This window comes from Chryseobacterium tructae (genome assembly GCF_030409875.1).
In the GTDB taxonomy this organism is placed as follows: Bacteria; Bacteroidota; Bacteroidia; order Flavobacteriales; family Weeksellaceae; genus Chryseobacterium; species Chryseobacterium tructae.
Genome location: NZ_JAUFQR010000001.1, coordinates 3,770,188 through 3,794,151, shown reverse-complemented (window position 1 = coordinate 3,794,151; position 23,964 = coordinate 3,770,188). Strand labels below are relative to the sequence as shown.

Annotated in this window: 19 protein-coding genes and 3 pseudogenes; 4 read left to right on the top strand and 18 right to left on the bottom strand. The window is 34.1% G+C overall.

Features of this window, described 5'->3' with window-relative positions:
- Window positions 1-62: 62 nt before the first annotated feature.
- From QWZ06_RS18730 to QWZ06_RS18695, 8 genes are all read right to left on the bottom strand, one after another.
- Window positions 63-905: a hypothetical protein gene (locus QWZ06_RS18730; protein ID WP_290300354.1), complete on the bottom strand. Its 843-nt coding sequence runs from the start codon at window positions 903-905 to the stop codon at window positions 63-65.
- Window positions 906-1,014: 109 nt separating this feature from the next.
- Entirely contained in the window at window positions 1,015-1,623 is a 609-nt protein-coding gene (locus tag QWZ06_RS18725) for a hypothetical protein (protein WP_290300352.1), read from the bottom strand.
- A 14-nt stretch (window positions 1,624-1,637) separates the two neighbouring features.
- Window positions 1,638-2,273 (bottom strand): hypothetical protein, encoded by a 636-nt coding sequence (locus QWZ06_RS18720; protein ID WP_290300350.1) that lies wholly within the window; start codon window positions 2,271-2,273, stop codon window positions 1,638-1,640.
- A gap of 207 nt (window positions 2,274-2,480) precedes the next feature.
- Window positions 2,481-3,104: a hypothetical protein gene (locus QWZ06_RS18715; protein ID WP_290300348.1), complete on the bottom strand. Its 624-nt coding sequence runs from the start codon at window positions 3,102-3,104 to the stop codon at window positions 2,481-2,483.
- A gap of 13 nt (window positions 3,105-3,117) precedes the next feature.
- On the bottom strand, window positions 3,118-4,269 hold the full coding sequence (locus QWZ06_RS18710; protein WP_290300346.1) for an SH3 domain-containing protein: 1,152 nt from the start codon (window positions 4,267-4,269) through the stop codon (window positions 3,118-3,120).
- Between the two features lie 10 nt (window positions 4,270-4,279).
- Window positions 4,280-6,979: a glycoside hydrolase family 19 protein gene (locus QWZ06_RS18705; protein WP_290300344.1), complete on the bottom strand. Its 2,700-nt coding sequence runs from the start codon at window positions 6,977-6,979 to the stop codon at window positions 4,280-4,282.
- A 17-nt stretch (window positions 6,980-6,996) separates the two neighbouring features.
- Window positions 6,997-7,842 carry a DUF4280 and LysM peptidoglycan-binding domain-containing protein gene (locus QWZ06_RS18700; protein WP_290300341.1) on the bottom strand — a complete coding sequence of 282 codons (846 nt, stop codon included), beginning with the start codon at window positions 7,840-7,842 and terminating at the stop codon, window positions 6,997-6,999.
- A gap of 1 nt (window position 7,843) precedes the next feature.
- A complete protein-coding gene (locus QWZ06_RS18695) occupies window positions 7,844-8,869 on the bottom strand; it encodes a LysM peptidoglycan-binding domain-containing protein (protein WP_290300339.1) in 1,026 nt (341 codons plus the stop codon).
- 199 nt (window positions 8,870-9,068) lie between these two features.
- Here QWZ06_RS18695 and QWZ06_RS18690 point away from each other — a divergent pair, with 199 nt between their 5' ends.
- A complete protein-coding gene (locus QWZ06_RS18690; RefSeq protein WP_290300337.1) occupies window positions 9,069-9,719 on the top strand; it encodes a hypothetical protein in 651 nt (216 codons plus the stop codon).
- Between the two features lie 431 nt (window positions 9,720-10,150).
- Here QWZ06_RS18690 and QWZ06_RS18685 read toward each other — a convergent pair whose 3' ends face one another.
- The 9 genes and pseudogenes from QWZ06_RS18685 to tsaE all read right to left on the bottom strand — a co-directional run bounded on the left by QWZ06_RS18685 (window position 10,151) and on the right by tsaE (window position 18,802).
- Window positions 10,151-11,161 (bottom strand): IS110 family RNA-guided transposase, encoded by a 1,011-nt coding sequence (locus QWZ06_RS18685; RefSeq protein WP_290301384.1) that lies wholly within the window; start codon window positions 11,159-11,161, stop codon window positions 10,151-10,153.
- A 351-nt stretch (window positions 11,162-11,512) separates the two neighbouring features.
- A complete protein-coding gene (locus QWZ06_RS18680; protein WP_290300335.1) occupies window positions 11,513-12,049 on the bottom strand; it encodes a hypothetical protein in 537 nt (178 codons plus the stop codon).
- A 30-nt stretch (window positions 12,050-12,079) separates the two neighbouring features.
- Window positions 12,080-12,556, bottom strand: a complete 477-nt coding sequence (locus QWZ06_RS18675; protein ID WP_290300333.1) for a hypothetical protein — start codon at window positions 12,554-12,556, stop codon at window positions 12,080-12,082.
- 94 nt (window positions 12,557-12,650) lie between these two features.
- Window positions 12,651-14,925: pseudogene (locus tag QWZ06_RS18670) on the bottom strand (cation:proton antiporter).
- A 369-nt stretch (window positions 14,926-15,294) separates the two neighbouring features.
- On the bottom strand, window positions 15,295-16,005 hold the full coding sequence (locus QWZ06_RS18665) for a LytR/AlgR family response regulator transcription factor (protein WP_290300332.1): 711 nt from the start codon (window positions 16,003-16,005) through the stop codon (window positions 15,295-15,297).
- Window positions 15,980-16,752 (bottom strand): annotated as a pseudogene (locus QWZ06_RS28235) (histidine kinase). The gene QWZ06_RS18665 and the pseudogene QWZ06_RS28235 overlap by 26 nt, the downstream one beginning before the upstream one ends.
- A 16-nt stretch (window positions 16,753-16,768) precedes the next feature.
- Window positions 16,769-17,140, bottom strand: coding sequence for a hypothetical protein (locus QWZ06_RS18650; RefSeq protein WP_115972471.1), 372 nt, complete (start codon window positions 17,138-17,140; stop codon window positions 16,769-16,771).
- Window positions 17,141-18,331 (bottom strand): alanine dehydrogenase, encoded by a 1,191-nt coding sequence (locus QWZ06_RS18645; RefSeq protein ID WP_290300324.1) that lies wholly within the window; start codon window positions 18,329-18,331, stop codon window positions 17,141-17,143.
- A gap of 69 nt (window positions 18,332-18,400) precedes the next feature.
- Entirely contained in the window at window positions 18,401-18,802 is a 402-nt protein-coding gene (gene tsaE / locus QWZ06_RS18640) for a tRNA (adenosine(37)-N6)-threonylcarbamoyltransferase complex ATPase subunit type 1 TsaE (RefSeq protein WP_290300322.1), read from the bottom strand.
- Window positions 18,803-18,961: 159 nt separating this feature from the next.
- Here tsaE and QWZ06_RS18635 point away from each other — a divergent pair, with 159 nt between their 5' ends.
- The 3 genes and pseudogenes from QWZ06_RS18635 to clpP all read left to right on the top strand — a co-directional run bounded on the left by QWZ06_RS18635 (window position 18,962) and on the right by clpP (window position 22,687).
- Entirely contained in the window at window positions 18,962-19,702 is a 741-nt protein-coding gene (locus QWZ06_RS18635) for a T9SS type A sorting domain-containing protein (protein ID WP_290300320.1), read from the top strand.
- A gap of 206 nt (window positions 19,703-19,908) precedes the next feature.
- A complete protein-coding gene (gene dnaG / locus QWZ06_RS18630) occupies window positions 19,909-21,894 on the top strand; it encodes a DNA primase (protein ID WP_290300318.1) in 1,986 nt (661 codons plus the stop codon).
- Window positions 21,895-22,005: 111 nt separating this feature from the next.
- Window positions 22,006-22,687: pseudogene (gene clpP / locus QWZ06_RS18625) on the top strand (ATP-dependent Clp endopeptidase proteolytic subunit ClpP).
- 130 nt (window positions 22,688-22,817) lie between these two features.
- Here the strand turns inward: clpP and QWZ06_RS18620 are convergent.
- A complete protein-coding gene (locus QWZ06_RS18620; protein WP_290300316.1) occupies window positions 22,818-23,933 on the bottom strand; it encodes a T9SS type A sorting domain-containing protein in 1,116 nt (371 codons plus the stop codon).
- Window positions 23,934-23,964 lie beyond the last annotated feature (31 nt).

Genomic DNA, 23,964 nt, shown 5'->3' with positions numbered 1-23,964 from the left:
CAACTTTACGTTACATTTTATTAAAATAAGATGAAGAATATTTAGTTTTTTTAAAAATATATTTATGGAGTAAATGTTTTAACTATAATTCCATTGTTATAAACATCTATTTTTTCAACTGGCCCTTCTGGAGAAATATTCCACTCTTTATTTCTAATACCGTTATTATATTCACCGTCCATCCATATAGATTTATTATATTCAAAAGAATATCTTTTTTCTTCCCAATGCCCATTTTTTAAATGATTTTTTATATTCCCTTTTATTTGGTATTCATAAGTGTTATCTTCATGCTCTCCCCAATTTTTGTTTAGTTGCTTTTCTTCGTTTGTAAAGTAATCTAAAAACCTATTTTCAGATATTAAGTATTGAAAATGGTTATATTCCTTTTTATTTTTCTGTAAAACTATATTTAGAATATTAGCATTATCAATTTTTGAATATCTTTTGTAAAGTTCTTCAGAGATTAGATTTTCATAGACAATAATTGAAGAATTATCACTATTATTTGTGTCTAAATTATCTGTTGTAAGTAAAATAGCTTCATAACTAGCATCCTCATATTTTATTTTAACACAGTATGAATTAAAATTTTGGTTATTGATAATATATTTTTTATAAGTATAAATTTTTATAAGATTTTCATTATCTGGTAGAAGTGCATCCCACATATAAGGCCTTTCAAAATCTCTTTCTAATGATTTTTTATATGTTTGTATAAGTTTTTCCCTAGCTGAATGAATGATTTCTTTACCAACATATGATTCGTCTATTGACAAAAAATCTGGAATTTTACTTTGAACCTGAGATACGCCAACTTCGGATAAGGTCTTAGATAAATCTTTTTTCTTATCCCTTGAGCATGAAATTGAAATAAAGAGTACTAGGATTAAAAAGTTTTTCATTTGTGTTTTGGTTTTTACTTCATTCTGTCTTTAACTCTATTGTTACTCCGGACATATCTTGTAATTGACTCTCGATGAAAGTATACTTGATATATGCTTATTATGGCGTTTAATAATAAAGATTATATTTCTCCATTTCAACATCTAAAGACTCGTCCAGATAATGTAGAGAATCAGATTTGATTGTACCATCAGCACTTATGCTGTTTTCTGTGTAAGAAACAATGCCTGCTGAATTTCCTCTTAAAGGATTTAAGGGGAAATACTTTATTTGCCAGATTTTATTTGTATTTGCATTAAAATAGGACAGACAATTGTAATTGTCGAAACCATCTCCTGAAATATTTCTGTAAAATTGTATTGAGTCAGTTTTTTTATTGTTGACGTAAGTAAAGAGGTTTACTTTTACTATACTTCTATCAGGTTGTTTTTCTTTTATGAGTTTAATGGAAACATTATCTTTTAAAGGAAAATAGGATTCATTATTTTCTGATAATGTATATTTTTTTAGATATTCTTCATTTTGTTGTTGTAAGACCAAGTCTCCTTTTTTGTTCTTCAGAGAATTGAAGTAATTTGGACTTGCAAGAATGGAGTCTCCAGAAAAATAATTTTTATTGTGCACAGCATTTTTTGCTGAATTATCAACTGTTTTTTTGCAGCAAACACTCACCAATATTGCCAGTAATAAAGCAGATGAATTATATATTTTTTTCATATTTATTCGAAATATTAGTATTTTATTGTTTCTGAATTATAATTCTCGAAGGTATTCATGCCAAAATCTTTAGTGGAATATACTACATCCTTATCTTGATCTGCATCAGGATATATTGTTGAAAATCCCAATTTATGTAAATAAATAGAGTTGTTTTTTTTATCAAAAATGAATGTGGTATACTTATTTTGTATAGGTTGTGATGAAATATTCTCTTCTACAGTAAAATAATTATTTTTAATGGCCATATCACGGAATCCTTCGGCGTAAGAATTAGGATTGTATGAGTTTATAATTTTGCTATTGCTATACTCAGTAAATTCCCCATTTTTCTTATAAATTAGAACATAGATTGTTGAAAAACTATTTTCTTCATCTGCCTTTCGGGGAGTAAAAACAAGTATTTTATCTTTAATAGTATCCATGTTTAAGTCACATTCTTTATTCAAAATAAGACTGTCAGTAACACTTTTTGATTGAATAAGCTGATCTAATTTTGATAATTGAGGATGTTTATCATTAACCTCTTTACCACGGTTGTCTATGGATGAATTAGTACTCATATTTTGTATTTCGTTGTATTCATTTTTTTTCTTATCCCTTGAACATGAAATTGAAATAAAGAGTACTAGGATTAAAAAGTTTTTCATTTGTGTTTTGGTTTTTATTTCATTCTGTCTTTAACTCTTTGTGGAACTCTGGGCATATCTTTGGATTGACTATTCATAAGATTATAATAATATTTTGCATCAGCATAATTTAGCCAAGCTACTACCCGAGTAGAGAGTACTGTGACAGTATTCTATCAAGGATAAGAATAGAATTTTTACTTTCAACATTTCTTATAATATTTCTGTTTATATTTTTGAAATATTACCATTAGCTAATATCTTATATTTCTCTCTTTTTTTCTTTTTTGAACTGTCTGCAAAACTGATTTCATAGATGTCAATAGTCATATCAGTATTGATGATAAATGCTTCATAGGTATCCTCTTCAGGCATTGCATAACCGATTGATTGACGACTAACCACTTTATTATTGTATACTGAAACAATTTCTTGTGAATTAGAGTCCCCTTCAAAGTTCAGGACATATATATCGATATTACTTCCAGATACGGGTTGTATTTGAAAAATAGATTCTGGGCTGGCTTCTGTAATACCCATAATCTTAATTATTCGAGCAGATTCTGATTGACCTAAAACAGGATACATTTTTGAACAGTCCAGTGAGCCTTCCTGAATACAAGTCTTCTTATATTTTTCATAATCAAAAGGAAGGGAAACATATTGGCTGTTGACTGAACTGCTACCTGTTGACTCTGCAGTTTTACTATCAGGTTTCGATGATACTAAGGTATCTTGTGCTTTTAAAGAATTATGATTTATAGAGTTTTCTTTTCTACCCTCCATTTTACTTTCTTGTTTATTGCAAGAAAGTAAAATGGAGGCGAAAAGTAAGGACAGGGTTTTCATCATTTGATTAGCATATTTATTCAGATTTTATTCTACTTTTGTGAACATATCCCTTTTTTCCTTCTTTTGATACGACTAACCACCAGTCTCCACTTTGATCTAATACATCAATCTGTTCACCTGTGTTTATTTTTTGTAGGATTTGAGAAGAAGAGTTTTTATCCTTTCTGAGGTTAGTATACCCATCAGCGTCTTGTACTGTAAAGATGACATTACTTTCCTTTTGATAGATGTATTTTACATATTTTTTTAAAGTAGGTAAATCATAGAAATTGTTTTTTTCCAAATTTGATTGATATTGTGGATTTTTATTCAGATAACTTTCAATATCACCTTGAATTCCCACTCTTAGTTCTCGCTCAAATAAATAAGAAATTGTTTGTTCTGGTTCATCATATTCTTTAGGTGAAGCCGAAATTGTATTGATAATTTCACCTATTCTAAGATATCCATTTCCCTCTTTTGCATAAGAAAAATCTTCAACTTTACCTTTATAGATGATGGTTTCTATATCATCAAATATTTGTTTTTTTAATTTTTTATGAGTACCGGAGTCGCTAAAGATTAATTCTTCCATCTCAGAAAGGCTATTAAAATCAAATTTTTTAAATATTGATTCTACAAGTTTTTTATCTTTATTATACCCGTAATGAACGACTAAATCATATAGAAGATTGGGACTATTAGACTGTAACCAGATATAAGAGACAGGTGTATTATAAAATACATAGGAATTAAAGTGATATAATAAATCAGGATTTATAAATTCAGGTTCATTGGCATTGGCATCCTGAATGAAGATAAATTGATCTTTTCTAATAGCCACTTCAGGAAACATTGAAAGACGTAAGGCAATAATAGGATTTGAATATTCTTTTAAATTAATGGAAAATACTTCTGCAATCTTGTGATTGAAAGTGTTTTCATCCGGAAATTGAAATTTTCTTTGGTCTAATATTCTTTTTTCTGTCTTTATAAATTCAGGAGATAGATCATCATAGTTTGATTTTGTTCCATCTCCATCATCTGTAATATTGTATGGAGCGTTTTTTAAAGAGTTCATTTCTTTGTTTTTTGTTTCTTTATTTTTTTGTGATTTATTTTCCTGTCCATTACATGATATGAACAGAGAGAAACCAACTAAGATGTAAGGTGTAAGATTTTTCATTTTTTCATTTTTAAGTTCCTGTCCATTTTTTAGTTCCAAAGTCGGAATTATTCCAAGTAGACTCTTTTACTTTTCTTTCTTTTACAATAAAACGTACAGGTTTTTTATCATTTATAGGTAAATCTGATAAATTATCAATAAGTTTCTGAACAGGAGTTGTATCATTTCCTGAATTAAATGTAAAACATCCGACTGAAAAACGTGGAGTATAGTGGTGTAAGGCTACGCCTCCTCGTGAACCATCAGGCCCATCAATACCATTTTCAGCAGCAGCAGATTTATTTTCAGAATCAATTACATATATTTTATATTTTTGGCCAGAAACACCTGGTACAAGATAATACTCTCCAGGAGGAATTTCATTATAAGTACCAAATCTTTTATCCGAATGTTTTAGAATTTTTCCTTTACTTGTAGAAGTTTGATGTGTATCTCTACTTAAGTAAGTCACATAATCAGCTTCAGGCAATTTATTGCTTTTTTCTAGATTATTATATGTGCTTAAACTCATATTTTTGTATACACTTGTTTTATACATTACCCAAGAATATTCTTTGGGTTTGAAAGCGTCGCTTTCTACTTTTGTATCTGTACCAGATACAACAACAACAGTTCCATCTTCATTACTGTTATTAATTTTTCCTTTAGGTTTACATTTATCCACTTGAAGAATTTCAACAGCTTTTTTAAAGTATCTTTTTCTTTCATCCAAACCTAGCAAGGCAGGGTTTACTAAAGCAGTTACATTTGTAACTGCTTTATCGCTTATTTCAGTTGCTTTACTACTAATGTTACCACGCTTCCAAAATGCTAATGCAGATAGCATAGAGTCTTCAGAAGAATTTACCAATTTATATGGATTATTACCATCTAACCATGTAACACTCTTTCCAAAAATATTTTTTGCTGTTTTCTGTAGGTTTAAATAATTATCTCTCCAAGTAACTTGTTTGAACCCTTTTCCACTATATCTCCAACCATCATCTTTATCAGTATTATTTTTTCCATTTGGATGGGTTTTTCCATAAATTGCATTTGCTACAGTTTTCCAATTTTTGGAATCTAGAGATAAGTCTGAAAGTCTTTTAGCTTCTGCATTTTGTTTTTCTAAACTACCAAACTGCTTAAAATAAGAATAAAATAATGATCTCATTCTTTCAGGGTTTTTGTATCTAAAAGCTTCTTGCAAATCATAAAACTTGGTTTCTTGACAAATTTGAGCAATAAAATGAGCTTTTGTTATACAAGTATTTATGTCAGCTTTTTTTCTATAGCTATTTAGAAAAGGTAAGGCAGCTTTAATAAGCGAATCATCTTGGACAAGGCAAATTTCTACACCATTTTTATTTTTTTTGCTTACACATATAGATTTAATCTGTTCTAAGGTTATGTCTTTTTCACAATTAGGACATCCTCCTGACTTAGCATCTGGCTTCGGCTCATTCTTCACCCCAGTCGCCGTTTTCCCATTATTCTGCGGCTTGGGAGTTTCTATAATCCCCACATCAATAATTTTTGATTTGGCAGAGATGTCTATATAAATAACTTCTGCGAAGATTTCCTGTTGTCCTCCCTTCCAATATTCTCCGCTATCCGGATTTTTAGGATCATTTCCTATTTCTCCGGTTTTTTGCATGGCGGCAGTTAAGGGCATGGAAAGATTTATTTTATCCCCTAAGAACGTATGTTCATGGCTATATAAAAGGTCATCTTTTCCAATCGTGTCATGTTCCCATATATTAAGGGTGTATTTTTTGTCTTTAAGGTTTTTAGACTCTATATGAACGATGATGGTTTCTCCAAATTTAGGATTTTTAGTAAATTCTTTCCCATTTTTATCGGTCAGTTTTACTAGGGTGATAACTCCCTTTTTATCCGGCTGGTTATTAGGCGAATGAGGTCTTGTAGAACCTTTTGGGGAATTGGGTTGGGGCTTAGGTGGAGCGGGTTTTGGCTGTGATGTCCCATTAGTACCTCCTGCTGGCTTTTTAGGTGGGGCAGGAGGAGCTTTATACTCAGGATTATTAGCATTGGCGTTATCTGAGGCTTTTAATTTCCCATTGTACTCTGCGGTAATATAATATTCATGCTGCTTTTTATCGTCTTCCCTTTGATTGGCAATAGCAATATAAGTGCTGAGCAATGCAAAATTCCAGCGGGCATTGCCCTGACTGTCTACCAGGACAGGAGGCGATTTTACGATAGATTGATTCTTTTTATTGTGGCCATCACCTTTTTCATCATCTTCCCAGAGCGTGAAAATAATATGTTCGCCTTCCATACCTTTGCATTTAGCTATTGCCCAGAGACGATCCTGGTAACTTAATTTTTTATTAACCGGAGTACCATCCTGAAAAGTAAGTTTTACATCCAGAATATTTTTTTCAGCTGAAGGCTGCTGTTCATTCTTTTGGGGCTGTACAATAATAGACATAGGATCTTTACCTTCAGGTCTGTCCAGATAGCCTTCAACTCTGTAAGTGTACTGCCAGGCATCTTTACCAAAAGTAAATTCGCCCACTTTTTTCTTGATATTTGTGGAGGTAAATTTTCCATCCGCTCTTTTTCTGAACAATTCCCAGGTAACAAGGGATTCTTTTCGTTCATTAGCCGGAGTATTGGGATACCATTCCGTGACTTTATACAATGCTTTTTCTCCTGTTTTAGGAGATGTATTTCCGGTGATTCTTGAAACGCCTTTTTTTGCCATGATCTTTAGTTTTTTAGTTACCAGGCTTCTGCCTCCTGTTCATCAGTTTCTGCTTTGAATTGGTCAAAATTGACAACAGGATTATACACCTGCTGTTCCTTTGTGTCTGCTTTATTGACCTGGTTTTTACCTGCTTCGCTTTGCTGGCCGTGTTTTAAGATCGTTATTTTACCACCTGTGGCGCACATTAGTTCAGATATTTCTGTCAGGCAGCTCTTTCCCATAACCTTTACTTTTTCATAAGGTTTTTGCCATTTTCCTGCAGCCGCATAAGCGCAAGGAAGATATCCTCCGGAAGTCGGTTTAAGCTTACATTGCCCAAAAGGCTGTGCAGGAGGATCGAATTGTAGATCATCTTCTGTTGCGGCAAGATAATCTGCCTGCCCTTCCTTGTCATTCCAATAATGCTTCTGGTGGCTGGTTACCTTGAACTTAGGAAACTTGAAACCCTGATTACATTGTACGGTTCCTTTCTGTATGACAAAATATTTTCCTTCGTGGGGACCTGAACTGCCGCCACCGTCCTTATTTTCTTTTTTTTCTTTCTCTTGTTTTTCCTCGCTTTTTTCAGAGGATTGGTTTTCAGAGGCTGACTGATCTGAAGGAGAGTCTTCCGCTGTTCCTTCATTGGTTGTTTCTTCCTGAGAAGAATCCATAGGAGTGGAAGGTGAGCTTGCTTCTTCAGCCATAAGCTGCGGATCGTCCGGAATGATGATTTTCTTTCCGGGAACAGGTTCCTGCATAATATCCTCCTCTGAGCAGTGGAGATTGTGATAAGTCTTTAAAATACCTTCGTTTTTCAGCTTAAATTGCTGAGCCAGCGAGCTGAAGGTGTCGCCCTGCTGTATGACATAATTTTTCATATTATCCTTGTGTTATGGTGATAGTGTGTTGCTGAATGAATTCTTCTCCACGCCAAAGTTTGGTGCTGGCTGAGGCTTGAAGAAGGCTTTTATTTTTCTTATGAGTGGTGTATTCAATAATGATATGTCCTGTAACATGATCTTCAATAGGTACATTATATTTTGTTCCGGTCTTTAATTCCTGTAAACTGTAAAATTCTGTACTGTTTCCCGTTAAAACGGTTGTAATATGATCTTGATCCTCATCTTTTTGCTCGATTTCCATGTGACATTGTACAGAAAAGGAGTTTTGTAAAAAGTAAAATGATTCTGTCCAATCAGCATTCTTATGAAACCAATCCATTTTAGGAAATAAGGTTTGAAAGAGTAGGGTACCCTGAAATTGTTGCAGAAAAAACGGTTCTTCAGCAATATTTTTTTCAAAAGTATCCAGATATGTTTTAGAGAATTCTCCAATGAAGAATTCATCAAGATCTTTACGTTGATCAGTAAATGTTGTAATGATCTTTTTATGGTCTGCGAACCCTATGATTTTACCTTGTTCATTGAGAACAAAATCAATAGGCATAATGCTTTTCATACAGGAAATAGAAAGATCACTCATTTTATCATCCGGAAGATTTCCATTAGTGATGAAGTGATCTTGGCTGTACGATACTTTATAATGAGTCGTGTTTCTGTCTTTATGAACCTCAAGATTTACATCGTAATCTACTGTTAAAGAAGTTTGAAACGGACTTTCAAAAGTTTCGGAGACTTTATATGCTTTTGCTAAAAACGAATCCGAGATCTGAGAATGAGGAAGAATCTCTTTTCTTTTCTGATCCTTCTGTTTTTCAGTTTGAATATGAAGCGGAACAAAAACACTTTTCACCTCATTTAAATTATCAAACCAGATTCTATCCATTTTTTGACAATGGGAATTGTGAAATGACTTGAGATCTTCTCCGGTAATACCCAACCGGGAAGCAATGGAGGTCAGGGAATCTCCATTTCGAACCTTATATTCTAAAAAACCAATTTCCATCGTAAGTGAATTATACCATAAAACTATTAAAAAACTAAATTTGAAATTCATTTTTAAGGTTAAATTTTAAAAATTGTAGTAAAACTACGACAAGAGAATACCGAGATTTTGATGTAAACCCAAAAGAAGATTTATTAATTTTGTAAAAATGTCCGGCAGGAATACAGCTTGTCATCACTTAACACAAGATCTAAATGCTATGAAAAATAAATATTTACAAAGTCTTTTTATACTATTGATAACCTTCCACTTGGGATATGCTGGAAATTGTCCCCCTAAGATGGTAGTATTTTCAGTAATCCAGCAGGATACTATCAGAATTAAAGAAAGCCATAATGAAGAAGATATTCAAGCTAATGAATATTTGAAAGACCGTTTGAAACCTATTCAGGCTAATTTTAAGCGAATCAATTCAATCACCCAATGGACTGCTATTAAAAAGAAAGATATTGAAGGTGAATCGGCCGAAGGGGGAGAAGCTGCTTATTATTATAAAAATAAACGTCTGGAAAAGGTGATGGCGAGACATTACGGAGAAATGGGTCAGGTTCTGGTAGAATATTATCTCTTAAATGGTAAGCTATCTTTTGTTTTTGAAAAAAATTATAAATACAATCGTCCGCTTTTCTACAACGAAAAGGTAATGAAGGAAAACAATGATACGGAAGCTTTTGATTTGAAAAAATCGGAGATTACGGAAACCAGAAACTATTTTGAAAACGGATCATTGCTGCATATTGTAGATAGCCAGGACTGTGGAGCTCCCTTCAGTGGAGATTATATGGCAGAACAGGATAAAAGTTTAAAAGATGATTTTAAAAGGCTTTTAAAACTGGAGAAAGCAAAATAAGAATTTTAATTTTCAGCCCATAGGTCCATAGGATGTTCACTTTTAGAACTTTAGTGTTCTTTTATGCATGAAGCTTTACACTTAAGAAATGTAAGTATTTATAACTCTTTTGTGACTTTTGTGGTTAAAAAAATAAGCTATTTTATATCTTTAATAAGGTTAAGACGTTCCTCAACCTCCCAAACTAGAGAAGGTAAAATAAGAATCTTTATTTTCACCACATAGGTACATAGGATGTTCACTTTTAGAACTTTAGTGTTCTTTTATGCATGAAGCTTTACACTTAAAAAATGTAAGTATTTATAACTCTTTTGTGACTTTTGTGGTTAAAAAAATAAGCTATTTTGTATCTTTAATAAGGTTAAGACGTTCCTCAACCTCCCAAACTAGAGAAGGTAAAATAAGAATCTTTATTTTCACCACATAGATTTCTATGTTAATAAGCAAGTATTATAAGTGTTTTTTATTGATAAAAATTCTTCTTTTGGAAAAAATGGCTGTTTTCGTTTGATTACGGCCATTATTCGATGTACTAATTTGTTTCTTATAGCATTAAGAACACTCATTTTATTTTTACCCTCTTCTACTTTTCTCAGAAAATAGGTCTTTAATTCCTTGTCTGCTCGTATACTTGCCATGGCAGATAAATGAAGCAGCTTTTTCAGTTTTTGATTCGCCATTTTCGATACACGTTCTTTTTTTACGATGGTTCCTGATTGATTTTTGAACGGAACAACTCCTGCATAACAAGCAAGGTGTTTAGCATTATCAAACGATTTGAAGTTATTGGTAATGATGATCAAATTAAGAGCACATTGAGTTCCGATTCCAGGAATGGAAATCAAAAGTTCTTTGTTTTTCTTAATCTCATCTTGGATTTCCATAAGTTCTGAAAGCTGATTTTCTATTGTTTTTATAGATGTGGTAAGAGTTTTCAGCGTTTTTGAAAAGGCTTGGGTCAATAGCTTAAACACATACACATCGTGACTTTTGGCTTCCCTTAATTGATTTTCCAAAGCCGTTTTTTGCAATAGTAAAGTATCACGGGATTTAGCCAGCACGTTCATTCGTTGTATAACTTCCTCTGATTCCTCATAAGGCATTATTTTATCGTGATAGCGAACAGCGTATTCTGCAATTCTTCTGGCATCTTTTCGATCATCTTTTCCTCTTAAATCACTGGCTGCTTTTTTGATTTTAACAGGATGTTCCACCCAAAGCAGATACTCTGATTTTGAACAAAACTTCTCTAATGGTCGGTTATAAATTCCAGTATTTTCGCAGCAAATCAAAAGGTCTTCTTTGGTTATTTTCAGAAGCTTTAAAATACCTTTCAAAAATGAAGATATTCCTTTCTCTGTGTTGGGAATGATCTGCTCACATTGGATCTTATACTCAGAATCCATTATAGCACAATCTAATTTTGATTTGGAAATATCAATGCCGATAACGTACTTTTTGTCTCATAACTTTTTTTGAGGTTATCATTCACATTGAGAATCGTGTCTAAGCCCTTGATAATAGGTCTCGAACCTAAATTTCTATAATGACCTTATTCTCAAAGAAACAGGGTTCATAATCTATGTATAGGCCTCGAATCCTTGGACACATAATGGTTCACCCTGTTTCTTGTGAATGCTTTTATTTTGTAAACTTAATTTCTTTTTACAAACTAAAGGGCACATAGAATATTCACTTTTAGAACTTTAGTGTTCTTTTATGCATGAAGCTTTACACTTAAAAAATGTAAGTATTTATAACTCTTTTGTGACTTTTGTGGTTAAAAAAATAGGCTATTTTGTATCTTTTATAAGGCTAAGACGTTCCTCAACCTCTTTGATCTTACTGATCCAGTAATTGATTCCCTCCTGATTGCTTACTGTTTGCTTGAATGCATTTTTGCTCACCGCCCAGAGCTTGGAACGATTTTGTTGATATTCAATTTCACGTTCCCTCTTTGTTTCCGGTTCTATACGGTATCTCCAATACACCAGGGAATGCATATATTCTGCACGGATTTTTTCAAAATAAGAGATAATGGCTTTACGATCCTGCGGAATATATCCGGGTCCGGAACATCCACAAGAGTGAAAGGTAATTCCTACTGTATATAGATTGCGGATATGTGCCCATTGTTTATGATCATTTTTTGCCGGCGATTCAAAGTCAAGACCCATATTCGCCATAAGATTCCCACATTCGGGACACTTGGCTTCCACGGATTTCTGAGCATCTCTGTCTACATCTTTTAAAACACGACGTTTGAACGTTTTCTGACAGTTGAAACAGGCATAATGACATTTATAAACCATCATGGCATATCGACACATAGTTAATCTTTTGTTTTTTATAGTTATTAATTATTTTTTCTCTTCATAGTTGATTCCCATAAAACTGCTAGCACTTCGCGGATCATAGACTGACCATATATTTCCCCATGGAAAATTAAACGTACAGCTTGGATAAGGTGTTTTCTTTTTCCGGGTGGGTGGTATTCCCAAAATCAGGGTCAAAAATTTATTATTCCGGTGAAATACCTGCATTTCCTTTTCTTCTGTCCATTCATTCCAATCTTTGGCGTCAGAGCTTTCCCATGTATTCATTTGAATACTATGCAGCTGATCTCCCCAAAAACAGAGGCTGAAAGAAATTTGATGACTTTCAACTTCTATAGCCTTAAAATAATACCAAAAATATCCGGTTTTCACATCCCACATATTCTGATATTTTTCCTTATAAAAATCAGTCTGTTTTAGCTGATCCAGTGACATTTTCCTACTTATTTGAGTACCGAAATTATTCAATTCCAGGGTGCCATTTTCATTATTAATCAGCATATTCAAAAAAATTGAAGCTATAAATATACCCGTTTTTTCTTTACAGACAACGAATAATATTTACAGCTTCTAGTAGAAATAGAAAATATCGGTGTTACGGATTTGATATAATTAATGTTGAAGGAATGTCAGAGAGCCAAAGACTCTTTGTATCGATCAGGCTTTTCCAGCTTTTGCTGCTGATGAGCATCAGATCCTGAGAATTCAGGAACTCTTTTTCAATTTTTTTCTCGTTATATAATGTAATATGATTAGGAGCCACCTGTTCAATGCTTCGAATCAGTTCTCTCACTTCAATATTGTTACGGATCTGGCCTGCAGCGTCCAGAATGATGATCTGAGAATTATTGTTATTAATCAGTCTTTTCGCATATTCAAGAAGATAAAAATCACTGAGGTTAAAGATCGGAACAAATACCTTATCTGCTGCGCTAAAGTCTTTTTCTACCAAAACGCCCACAGGAATATTGGTTTTATCAAGAATCTGTAGCGTAAAGTCGTCAAAAGGAGAGTTGTTGAAGATATTTCCTTTACCTTTTACTGTATTTAAAAGTTTTTCGGGATTAATGATTTTAGTGGTAAAGCCTAGTAATCTGCCTAATAAACTTCCTTCATACATAGATTTTCCAAGCATAATAAGCAAAAGATCGTAATGTCCTTTATTGGTAATACTGGTCAGGTCGTTTTCTATATCAGTAGAGGCTTTAAAAAGGGTTGTCACTTCCAGATTCAGTTCGTGTGATTTCTCAATGACATTCTGGAATTGAGATTCTTCGTATTCGTTAATATCATAGGCATGCATCTCATCAACAGGAGCAATATTCATGGCTGTGATGCTTTTGTTGCCATTCATTTTATGGGTGAAATCGTGAGCTAATTTCAATAAAGTACTTCCGGATTCAGGCTTATCAAAAGACAATAATACCCGGTATTTTGAATCGTTGGCAGTATCAACGGGATCGTCTTCATCTTTTTTTGATTTAAAAATAAAATTAATAAAGTCTAAAGCAGGGCCGGTCATAAAAGTCGTAAACAAAGCCATAATAACAAGCATGGCAAAAATTTCAGGCCCTAATACTCCCAGATCATAACCAATATTAAGAACAATAAGCTCCATAAGCCCTCTGGTATTCATCAAGGCTCCAATGGTTAAGCTTTCTTTCCAGTTGATGCCCACAAACTTAGCTGTTAGTGCACTTCCTGCAAATTTCCAATAACAGCCGTCAGAATAATAAATCCGGCAGTCATCCAAAGATGGCTGTCATTCAATAATCCGATTTGAGTACGAAGCCCTGTGAACACAAAGAATAATGGAAGAAGAAGTACCAATGCAACATCTTCTACTTTGTCGATAAATAACGTACGGAACTTTGCGTTTTCAGGCATAATAGCACCTGCCATAAATGCTCCGAATAAAGCATGAATTCCAATAACTTCAGTGACGTATGATGATAAGATCAAAGTAAGGAAGAAAATTGCAACCATTGGCTTATTAATGGTGTTTTTTCCAGCCTGAAGATCTCCGATTCTTTTTAGGAATGGTCTTACAATTTTAATCATCAGAAACACATAGGCAATAGCCATGATAATTACATAGATGGAACTTGTAAAAGAACCTGCCTTTACAATGGCAATGACAGCAGCAAGAATACACCAGGCCGTAATATCATCTGCTGCCGCACAGGTAATCACAATGGTTCCCAGTTTGGTTTTTGGAGATTTCTTTCCTGTACAATTCTTGCCAATACTGGAAAGGCAGTGATACTCATGGAAATGGCAATAAATAAGGCAAAAGAAGTAAATTGGACACCAGCAGGTGAAAATTCCTGGTAAATAAAATAAGATAAGCCTATCCCAAGAGCAAAAGGAATAATAATACTGGCGTGGCTGATGACTACAGCATCATGGGCTTTCTTTCTTAAGACACTCAGATCCAGCTCCATTCCTACTATATACATAAATAGGATAAGCCCTATCTGACTCAAAAATTGTAAGTTACCCAGTGACTCTTTGGGAAAAAGGAATGCTGAAAATTCTGGGAAGTACATCCCTAGAAGTGAAGGACCTAAGACAATACCTGCAATCATTTCTCCAATTACGGAAGGTTGCTTAATCTTCATACAGATCCATCCAAAAAGCCTTGCCGTAAGGATGATCGTAACAATTTGTGCTAATAATAATGCTAAAGGATGATGAAGATTTGTTTTAAATGATTCCTGAAAATTATCCCAGGTAGATCCGCTGCTTGTTTTAGCAACGATATTTTCCTTCACCTCTAATGTTTGCCCCTCTATAATGAAGAAGTACATCAGACAGGAAAAGACTGCTATAGTAGTGATGTAGAAAATTAAATTTCTGTATTTCCCCAAATTCATGATTCCTTTATTTTGATGCAAAGTTGGTGAGAATATGTTTACAGTAAAATAGCTTGTTTTTAAAATGTAATGAATCGGGTAAAAAATGTAATAAAAATCCTCGTGTTGAAGTAAAGCTTTTGAATGTTCTTTTGTCTTGAAACAAAAGAACCAAAAATTCAAGACTTGGAAACTTCTGCTAAAAATGAAATCTGTTCTCTAAAAACTCTAAACTCGTGCGGTAGCACTGTATTTTTATTATCAATTATGACCCCGCACTCAGACAATAGAGTTTTCTTAACGTTCACAGAATTCATTTTTTTAACGCTCCAGTTTCCTAGATCATTTTAAAAGCAATTGTACGAATATTATTCGTTAGGGATTTTATTTTGTAAACAATTCCATTAATGAATTTTTGTATGCATCCCCAATCTGAAGCTTAAGAAAATGGCCATCCTCTGAAGGAATGGTCGTGATAATTTCGTTGGTTCCTAAGACTTTGATAGAAGAAAGGGCAATGATCTCCTTTTTATTGACTTGCGCAAAATCCTTAGAAGGAAGCATTTCCAGAAGGTTTTTAAAATTAAGGTTCTTTAAAACAATGGTCGTTCCGTCATTAAGAATAATATCCTTATCACGACTGTCGATTTCCGATGTTTTGATATAAGAAATCTGCTCTGTAAGAATAACGGTTTTACCGATATTGCTATTCCATTCGATAAAGGTTTTCTTCTGAATGGTGCTGATTTGCTCTTTTGCCTTTTCAAAAGCCTGAACCAAACGTTCTTTTTTGATAGGCTTTCTTACATAATCCACAACGTTAAGATCAAAGGCTTCCGCAGCATATTCTTTGTAAGCGGTGGTGAAAATGATCTTTTTAGAACCGGAGATGATTTCTGCGACCTGAAGACCTGTCATTCCGGGCATTTCAATATCGAGAATGCATAGGTTACAATCAAGAGAATCAATTTCATTCAGAAAGAGTTTAGGATTATTAAATGCCTTTATGACTTCTACGTCATCAATCTGCTCGCATAGAAGTTTTAAATAGCTGATGGCTAATAATTCATCATCTAGTATAACGCATTTTATCATAGAACTCTCCTAAATTGATTTTTAATTCTGCCGTGAAGATACCGTTTTTTGAACTTTTTTCCAGTTGGTAATGGGTATTGTAGATCATTTTTAATCGCTGATCCAAAGATTGGCTTCCAAAACCACTTTTTTCCTTTTCCAGACTATTCTTTAAAGAAGCTTTATTGCTTACTTTCATGGTGAATATCCGGTTTTCAAGTTCCATGAAAATAGAAATAAAAGAATCCTGAGCTAGGAAATCGGTATGTTTAAAAGCGTTTTCGATAAGATCAACGGAGATAAGAGGGGCAAAAACCTTCTCCTCATATAGAGAATCCGATTTATTGATCTTGAATTTTATTCTAAAGTCGAAGAGAGGATTCACTTTAATTTTATTGATCTCAATAAGGCTTAAAGCGAAGTTTAATTCTTCTTTTGGACTTACATATTTATTGTTGCTTTCGTATAAATATAATCCAGTACATTAGCCAGCTTATCCAGAGACATATAGGTCTGGTAAGCGTGAGACTGAACAGAATTCAGAATGTTTTTAAACAGATGTGGATTCAGCTTTGTTCCGATATGTTCCAGACGAACCTCATTAAGCCGCTGTTCAATGATTGTATTAGTTTCTAAAAGCTTGGTATTGTTCTGTTTCAGCCTTTGGTTTTTGCTAAAGAGATATATACCTGTCGCAAGCAAAAGGAAAATGGCAAAAACTCCGATGAATATCAGATAATCATGAATCATGTAGTAATTGCCTTCCATAGCTTGTTTTTGAAAACTATTTAAGTTTTTTTAAACTAATAAAACCTGCGTGATCTTCACATTTATCGAAATGAATTTCGAACCTCGGATTTTTTTCAGGATAGGTGATAAGATAATCCGGGCAAGGTTTCTTTTGTGCATGGCTGCGATCAAAATCTACTTTTCCGTTAGTAATGATGCTGTCTTTTAAAAACTTTTCATCAATATTATTTAAAATCATTTCATTATGAAATTCTTCTGAATATTGAAATTCTTTAGAAAGTGTTTCGGCAATTACACGGCTGTTTGGTAAGTAGCCACTGCAGCTTGCGCCTTTTTTGTTTAAGATAAAAAATACGATAACTAGCCCCGGAAGGAAGCCTATTGCATAAAATTTAAGTTTTTTCATTTAGAAAATTAAAAGATTGATATCGTGGTACGTAAGTCCGAAACGGTCACAGATGATCTTTTTGGTATGTCTTCCCTTATACATATATAAGCTCTGCTTCATTTCATTTTTTCGGATCAGCATGTTTTCAAAGCCGCCCTCTTCGTCATAATTTAAAATATAGGAAAGGAAGAAATTCGAGATAGCCTTGGTAGTGGTTCTCGGCATTCTTGAAGTAAGATTCGGAAGTCCGCAGTGGATCACTCCATGTTTGATGATGTAAGGATCATCCATAGTCGTTAACTCGGAGGTTTCTATTACCTTACCGTTGTCTATGGTAATATCGATGATGACACTGCCTTTTTTCATTTTCATGACCATATCTTCAGTCACAATAGGCGTCATATTTAATCTTGGAAGGGCTCCAATAACTACATCAGCACGTCTTAAGCTTTTGCTGAGTTCTTTAGGATCAATAATGGAAGTCGGTACACGGCTGTCTACCATGGTGTGAAGCCTTCTTAATTTTGATAATGAGTTATCGAAAACTTTTACACTTGCTCCTAATCCAATAGCTGCTTTTGTAGCAAATTCTCCAACAATTCCGGCACCCAGGATCACTACTTCGGCAGGTCTTACCCCTGTAATTCCTCCAAGCATTAGACCATTGGATAAGGCTAATAATTCTGACGCGTATAAAATAGAAACGGTTCCTGCAATTTCACCGATTAATCTTACCAATGCAAGCTGTTTGTATTCATCTACGATAAATTCAAAGGCAATGGCATTTATTTTTTTCTCTGCAAGCTTAAGGAAATACTCCTTATCTCTAAGGTTGATCTGAAGTGCTGAAACCATATACGTATTAGGTTTCATAAAGTCAATTTCATCCAGAGTAGGAGGATTGATTTTCAGGATCAGATCCTGACCGAATGCTTCTTTCGGATCATTGGTAATCTTTGCCCCGGATTCGGAATATTGTAAATCTGTAAAAAATGAACCTTGTCCGGCTCCTGATTCTACAATGATCTCATGGCCATGTTCTACCAGCACCTGTACGGCGTCAGGAGTAATGCAGGTTCTCCTTTCGTTGAGACAGGTTTCCTTAGGAATTCCAATACTGAACTGTTTTCCCTTCTTTATAACCTCCAATTTTTCCTCTTTCGGCATCAATTCTTCTTCTGTGAAAGGAGTAAAAATATTTGTGCTCATCCTTAAATTAAATTATGTCTTACAGATTGTTATTTTAATACTGAATTAATAAGCAAAGATACATAATATTTACTCGAATGAAACTTCTCTGTTTTCACCCGTGTTCACAATACTCATTGTGTGATAGTTGAGCCCGTAAAGCTCTTCTTCATACACTTCCGGCCACTCAATAATGCATAGGAAAGAGTTATCAAGATATTCTTCAATCCCAATATCATATACTTCCTCAATGTTTTTTAAGCGGTAAAGATCAAAATGGAATACTTTCCCTTTTGAGGTATTGTATTCATTAACGATAGAATAGGTAGGAGAGTTTACTTCATCTTCGCTTCCCAGATTTTTTAGTAAGAACTGAGTGAAAGTAGTTTTTCCTGCTCCTAAATTTCCTTTAAGCAAAAGAATATTATGTTTTAAATGAGGAAGAATGCTGTCAACAACTTCCTGCCATTCTTGTAAAGATTTTATTTTCATTTGTCAAATTTAAATCTAAATTATGTTTTTTATAATAATTTAGATTGATAATAATGATAGGATATAAAGGTTTATGTGTTATTATGTTTATTTTAAATGGTATTTATTGTTTTTATATTAATAAATATTTAAATTTGGTTGAATACTAAATATTTATCCATGAAAAACATTTACTTAGCTTTATTTATTTCTTTTTTTGGAATAGCAGGTGCACAGGTGGGCACAATCTGCACTGATCCTATTGTAATTACCGCTTTACCGTATACAACAACGGATGATACTGCCAATTATGCAGATAACTATGATCCTAATCCTTTAGATAGTCCTGATTGCAGTGGCTCGGCGGATGGGTATGGAAATTATTATCACAAAGGTAATGATGTGATTTATTCTTATACAGCAGCATTTACGGGAACTATAAAAATAGAAATTCCAAATGGAACAGGTTGGACTGGTTTGTTTGTTTATAATAGTTGTGATGATATCGGATTGAATTATGCTGCATGTGAAGGAATTGTGTCAGATGGAGACGATTTAACAGTCGATAATTTTGCAGTAACTGCAGGCAATACCTATTATATATTGATATCTTCGTGGGCTGATCCGCAAACGGTTCCTTATACTCTTAACGTAACATCTCTCACGCTTTCTGTAAATGATATTGAGGTGAAGAAAAAACAGACTGGAGTTTATCCAAATCCTGCCGGTAAAGATTTATATTTTAAATCAGAGAAGGAGATTATTTCTGCGACAGTCTACACAATGGAAGGAAAAAAACTGGAAACTTCAAAGGTGAGTAATAATTCGATTTCCGTAGATCATCTTAGTACAGGTAATTATATAGTGGAGTTTACGGATAGGTCAGGAAATACTTCTACAAAAATATTTATTAAGAAATAAAAATCATTTCTTTTATTAAACAGCTTACGATTAAAAATCTCCTTTTTGGAGATTTTTTTATGAATATTATTATTTAAAATAAATCATGAAACATTGGTTAATTATTAAGTTTAATTGAGCTGTTTTGTGTTTTTTAACTCTATTTATCTCAAATTCTCTGGCTCAAAGTTCGTTACCTTTTGCATAAAAATACCTAATTTTGTAGTATGATTTCGAAGCAGACAATAGACAAAATTTTCTCAACGATACGGGTAGAAGAGATAGTAGGAGAGTACGTTCAGTTGAAAAGAGCAGGGTCTAATTTTAAGGGACTCAGCCCATTTCATGAGGAAAAGTCTCCGAGTTTTGTTGTTTCGCCAAGCAAGCAGATCTGGAAAGATTTCTCTACCGGAAAAGGTGGGACTGCGATTTCTTTCCTGATGGAAATCGAAAACTTCACTTATCCTGAAGCTCTTCGTCACGCTGCCAAAAAATATGGAATTGAAATTGAGGAAGATCTGCGTGAAATTTCTGAAGAAGCAAAACATGCCCAGACAGAAAAAGATCTCTTGTATAAGATTCATGAAGTGGCCAATACTTACTTTCAGGAGATCCTTTGGGATGATGAAGAGGGAAGAAGTATAGGACTTGCCTATTTTAAAGAAAGAGAGCTTAAGGATGATATCATCAAAAAATTCCAACTAGGATATTCTCCCGAAAAGAAAAATGCTTTTACAACTTATGCACTGGAGAAAGGATATACTAAAGAAATTCTTGAAAGATCCGGACTTTCCATTTTCCCTGAAAATACTCCTGCCGGAGTTGACAGATTCCGCGAAAGGGTAATCTTTCCGATTCATAGTTTCTCAGGAAGGGTTTTAGGTTTTGGAGCAAGAATCCTTAAGAATAACGTAAAAACAGCAAAGTATCTCAATTCACCGGAAACGGAGATCTATCATAAATCCAATGTACTTTATGGATTAAACCAGAGTAAACAGGCCATTTCCAGAAAGAACGGCTGTCTTTTGGTGGAAGGGTATATGGATGTGATTTCACTTCATATGTCCGGAATTGAAAACGTTGTAGCGAGTTCCGGAACTTCCCTTACCACTGAGCAAATTAAATTAATTAAGAGACTTACTGAAAACGTAACGATTCTTTTTGATGGAGATAATGCCGGTATTAAAGCCAGCTTCCGAAGCATAGACATGTTGCTGACAGAGGGAATGAACATCCGTGTTTTACTGTTCCCTGATGGTGATGATCCCGATTCATTTGCCAGAAAACACCCGCAGGAATATGTAGAAAAATACATTGAAAATGAAGCGATGGATTTCATCGACTTTAAAGCGGAAATTCTGTTGCGGGATGTTGGAAATGATCCTATCAAAAAAGCGGAGGCCATCCGTGATATCGTGAAATCGGTTTCCTTTGTGCAGAATGCACTGAAAAGAGAAGTTTATCTGAAGGAAGTTTCCAATAAATTCGGACTGTCTGAGCAGAGTCTTTTCAATGAATTAGATGTTCAGAAGCAGATTACCCAGAATCAGACGCATCATGTTCAGCAGCAACAAAAGGAAAAAGCAGCTCCAAAGTTGGAGATTGTTCCTTTAGATAAGGAAAAAGAAGATCCTTTCTTATTTGATGTCCTGTTTATGGAGAATAAATTGGTAGATCATATGCTGATGTTTGGAGATATCGTTCTTAAAAGAAAAAGTGAGAATAATGAAGAGTATCAGATTACGGTCATTGAAGAAATTCTTCATCATTTTGAGGAAGAACAATATATATTTTTAGTTAAAGAAAATGAAATCATTATCAATCAGGTAAGGGAAGGGATTCAGAAAGACGAGCTGAGAAGTGGAAACTTTTTTGTATCTTTTATGGATGAAGAGATTACTACAAAGGTTGTAGATGCTTTGATGCCGCTGGATGAACTGGAAAACTGGGCTTCCAGAAATATTTATCCGCCTAATTATGGTGATAAAGTTGCAGATCAGATCCAGGGTGATGTTTTGCTACATAAATACAGATATATTGATTATCTGATTACAGAAACAGCGAAAGAACTTGATCAATACAGCAGTACGGATGATGTAAAGTATTATGAGCTGATTAAAAAGATTACTTTATTGAAACAAGCTTCTATCAGACTCAGTAATATTATCGAATATTCCCCAATCAAGGGAATCTATGCAGGTAGAAAAAGATAGTTTAAAGACAAAAGGATTCCGGATTCTGTGACAAAAAGTCCTATAAAATTTTAGGAATAAATATTGTAATTTAAACTTTGAAAATATTTTAAAATAATACATAATATCAATATGGACATTAAAAAAGAATTCAGAGATTTCTCTGTAAAACATTTAGGAAACAACGGTTTAGCTACCGATCAGTATATGGGAATGTATGGCCCAACGAACTTAACTCCGTACATCATGGAGGAAAGAAGATTAAACGTTGCTCAGATGGACGTTTCTCTCGTTTGATGATGGACAGAATTATCTTCCTTGGAACAGGAATTGATGATCAAGTAGCGAACATCGTTACAGCTCAGCTTTTATTCTTGGAAAGTGCAGATCCTTCTAAAGATATTCAAATCTATATCAACTCTCCTGGTGGTAGCGTATACGCAGGATTAGGTATTTATGACACAATGCAGATCATTAAGCCGGATGTTGCGACAATTTGTACAGGAATGGCTGCATCAATGGGAGCTGTATTATTGGTTGCTGGAGAAAAAGGAAAACGTTCTGCGCTTAAGCATTCAAGAGTAATGATTCACCAGCCTTCAGGAGGTGCTCAGGGAGTAGCTTCTGATATGGAAATCAACTTAAGAGAAATGCTGAAATTAAAGCAGGAGCTTTATGACATCATCGCTCACCATTCAGGACAAACTTATGAATGGGTAGAGAATCTTCCGACAGAGATTACTGGATGACTTCTGAAGAAGCTAAGAGCTACGGAATGGTAGATGAGGTTCTTCAAAGAGCAGAGAAAAAATAATTGATTGTATGATCATATCGAAAAACGCATCCCAATTGGGATGCGTTTTTTGTTTTAGTCACGAATATATATCTTGAGCAAAATAAATATGAGGAATTAAACCACAATTGAAGACGTGATAATCCCCTCTCTACTTCTTTACAATCTTATGAACGGTAGAACCATTCTTAGTCTTAACCTCAACCCAGTATACTCCAGTATTTAAAGATTTAACATTAATCTTCGTTGTTGGGGAAGTCATCACTTTCTGTCCTAAAGAAGAATAGATATTCACTTCTTGGATGCTTTCAGATGTTTCAATCTGAATAAAATCACTTGTTGGATTTGGGTAAATGCTGAAGGAAGCTTTTTTATTGACTGAAGCCACAGATAATGTAGCATTGCTTGCCTCAGTAGGAGTGAATGGTCTTCTTTCACCGAAGCTTAATCCCAACCACGTATTGTTGTTCAGTTGAATTTGACTAAGATTAGTTTTTTTCTGCCAGCTTGAAAGGTCTTTTCCTGTATATAATTTCCAGTTTCCAGCTCCTGAGCTATTTCCTGAGAAGCTATTTAATGATAAACTTGAAACCTGGTTATTATTGGAGGTAAAATTGAAATAGGAAGCGTTTGACTGAATCAGTTGCAGAGCTTGCTCCGCTGTTATGCTGCCATTATATTGAATTCCAAAAACAAAAGAATTGGCATTGCCATTAGCATTATGGGTTCCAAAATCTACAACAACAAGACTTTTATGAGTTCCAGTTCCAATCCAGTTGGTAATTTGAGATGAGGTGTACCATTGAGAACTGTAGGCAGGTACCGGAGTTGATGGAGGAGTATCTATTTCATCAATACCATAGGAAATACCAAACCATAGCCCGTCTGTTAAATTAACAGATCCTGGGCCATTATTGTTATTAGACATATTTTCTGCATTTGGCCCAAACCACGGAATCCAATAATCATCGGTGCTTGGTGTATGGTGGTTGTAGGCAAAACTGTACATATACCCTGAAAGAATATCAGCTTCCATTTTAGGTTCTGCCGAAATGATAGCATTGATCATGTCTTCTGCCTTTAAATTATCATCATCAAAACGGTAGCCCCAGGCATAAGAGGTAGGAGTATTGTTGTCATTAAAATCGGCAATGAAATAGGCTTTTTTAGAACCGGTTCCTACCCAAAACTTAATGTCGTTTTCTGTGAATTGGGCAAAGAAAAACTGCGTACAAAGCAGTAAGAAAAAAAAATAGATTTTTCTCATAATATAATTAAATTAAAGTTTTATTCCCGAA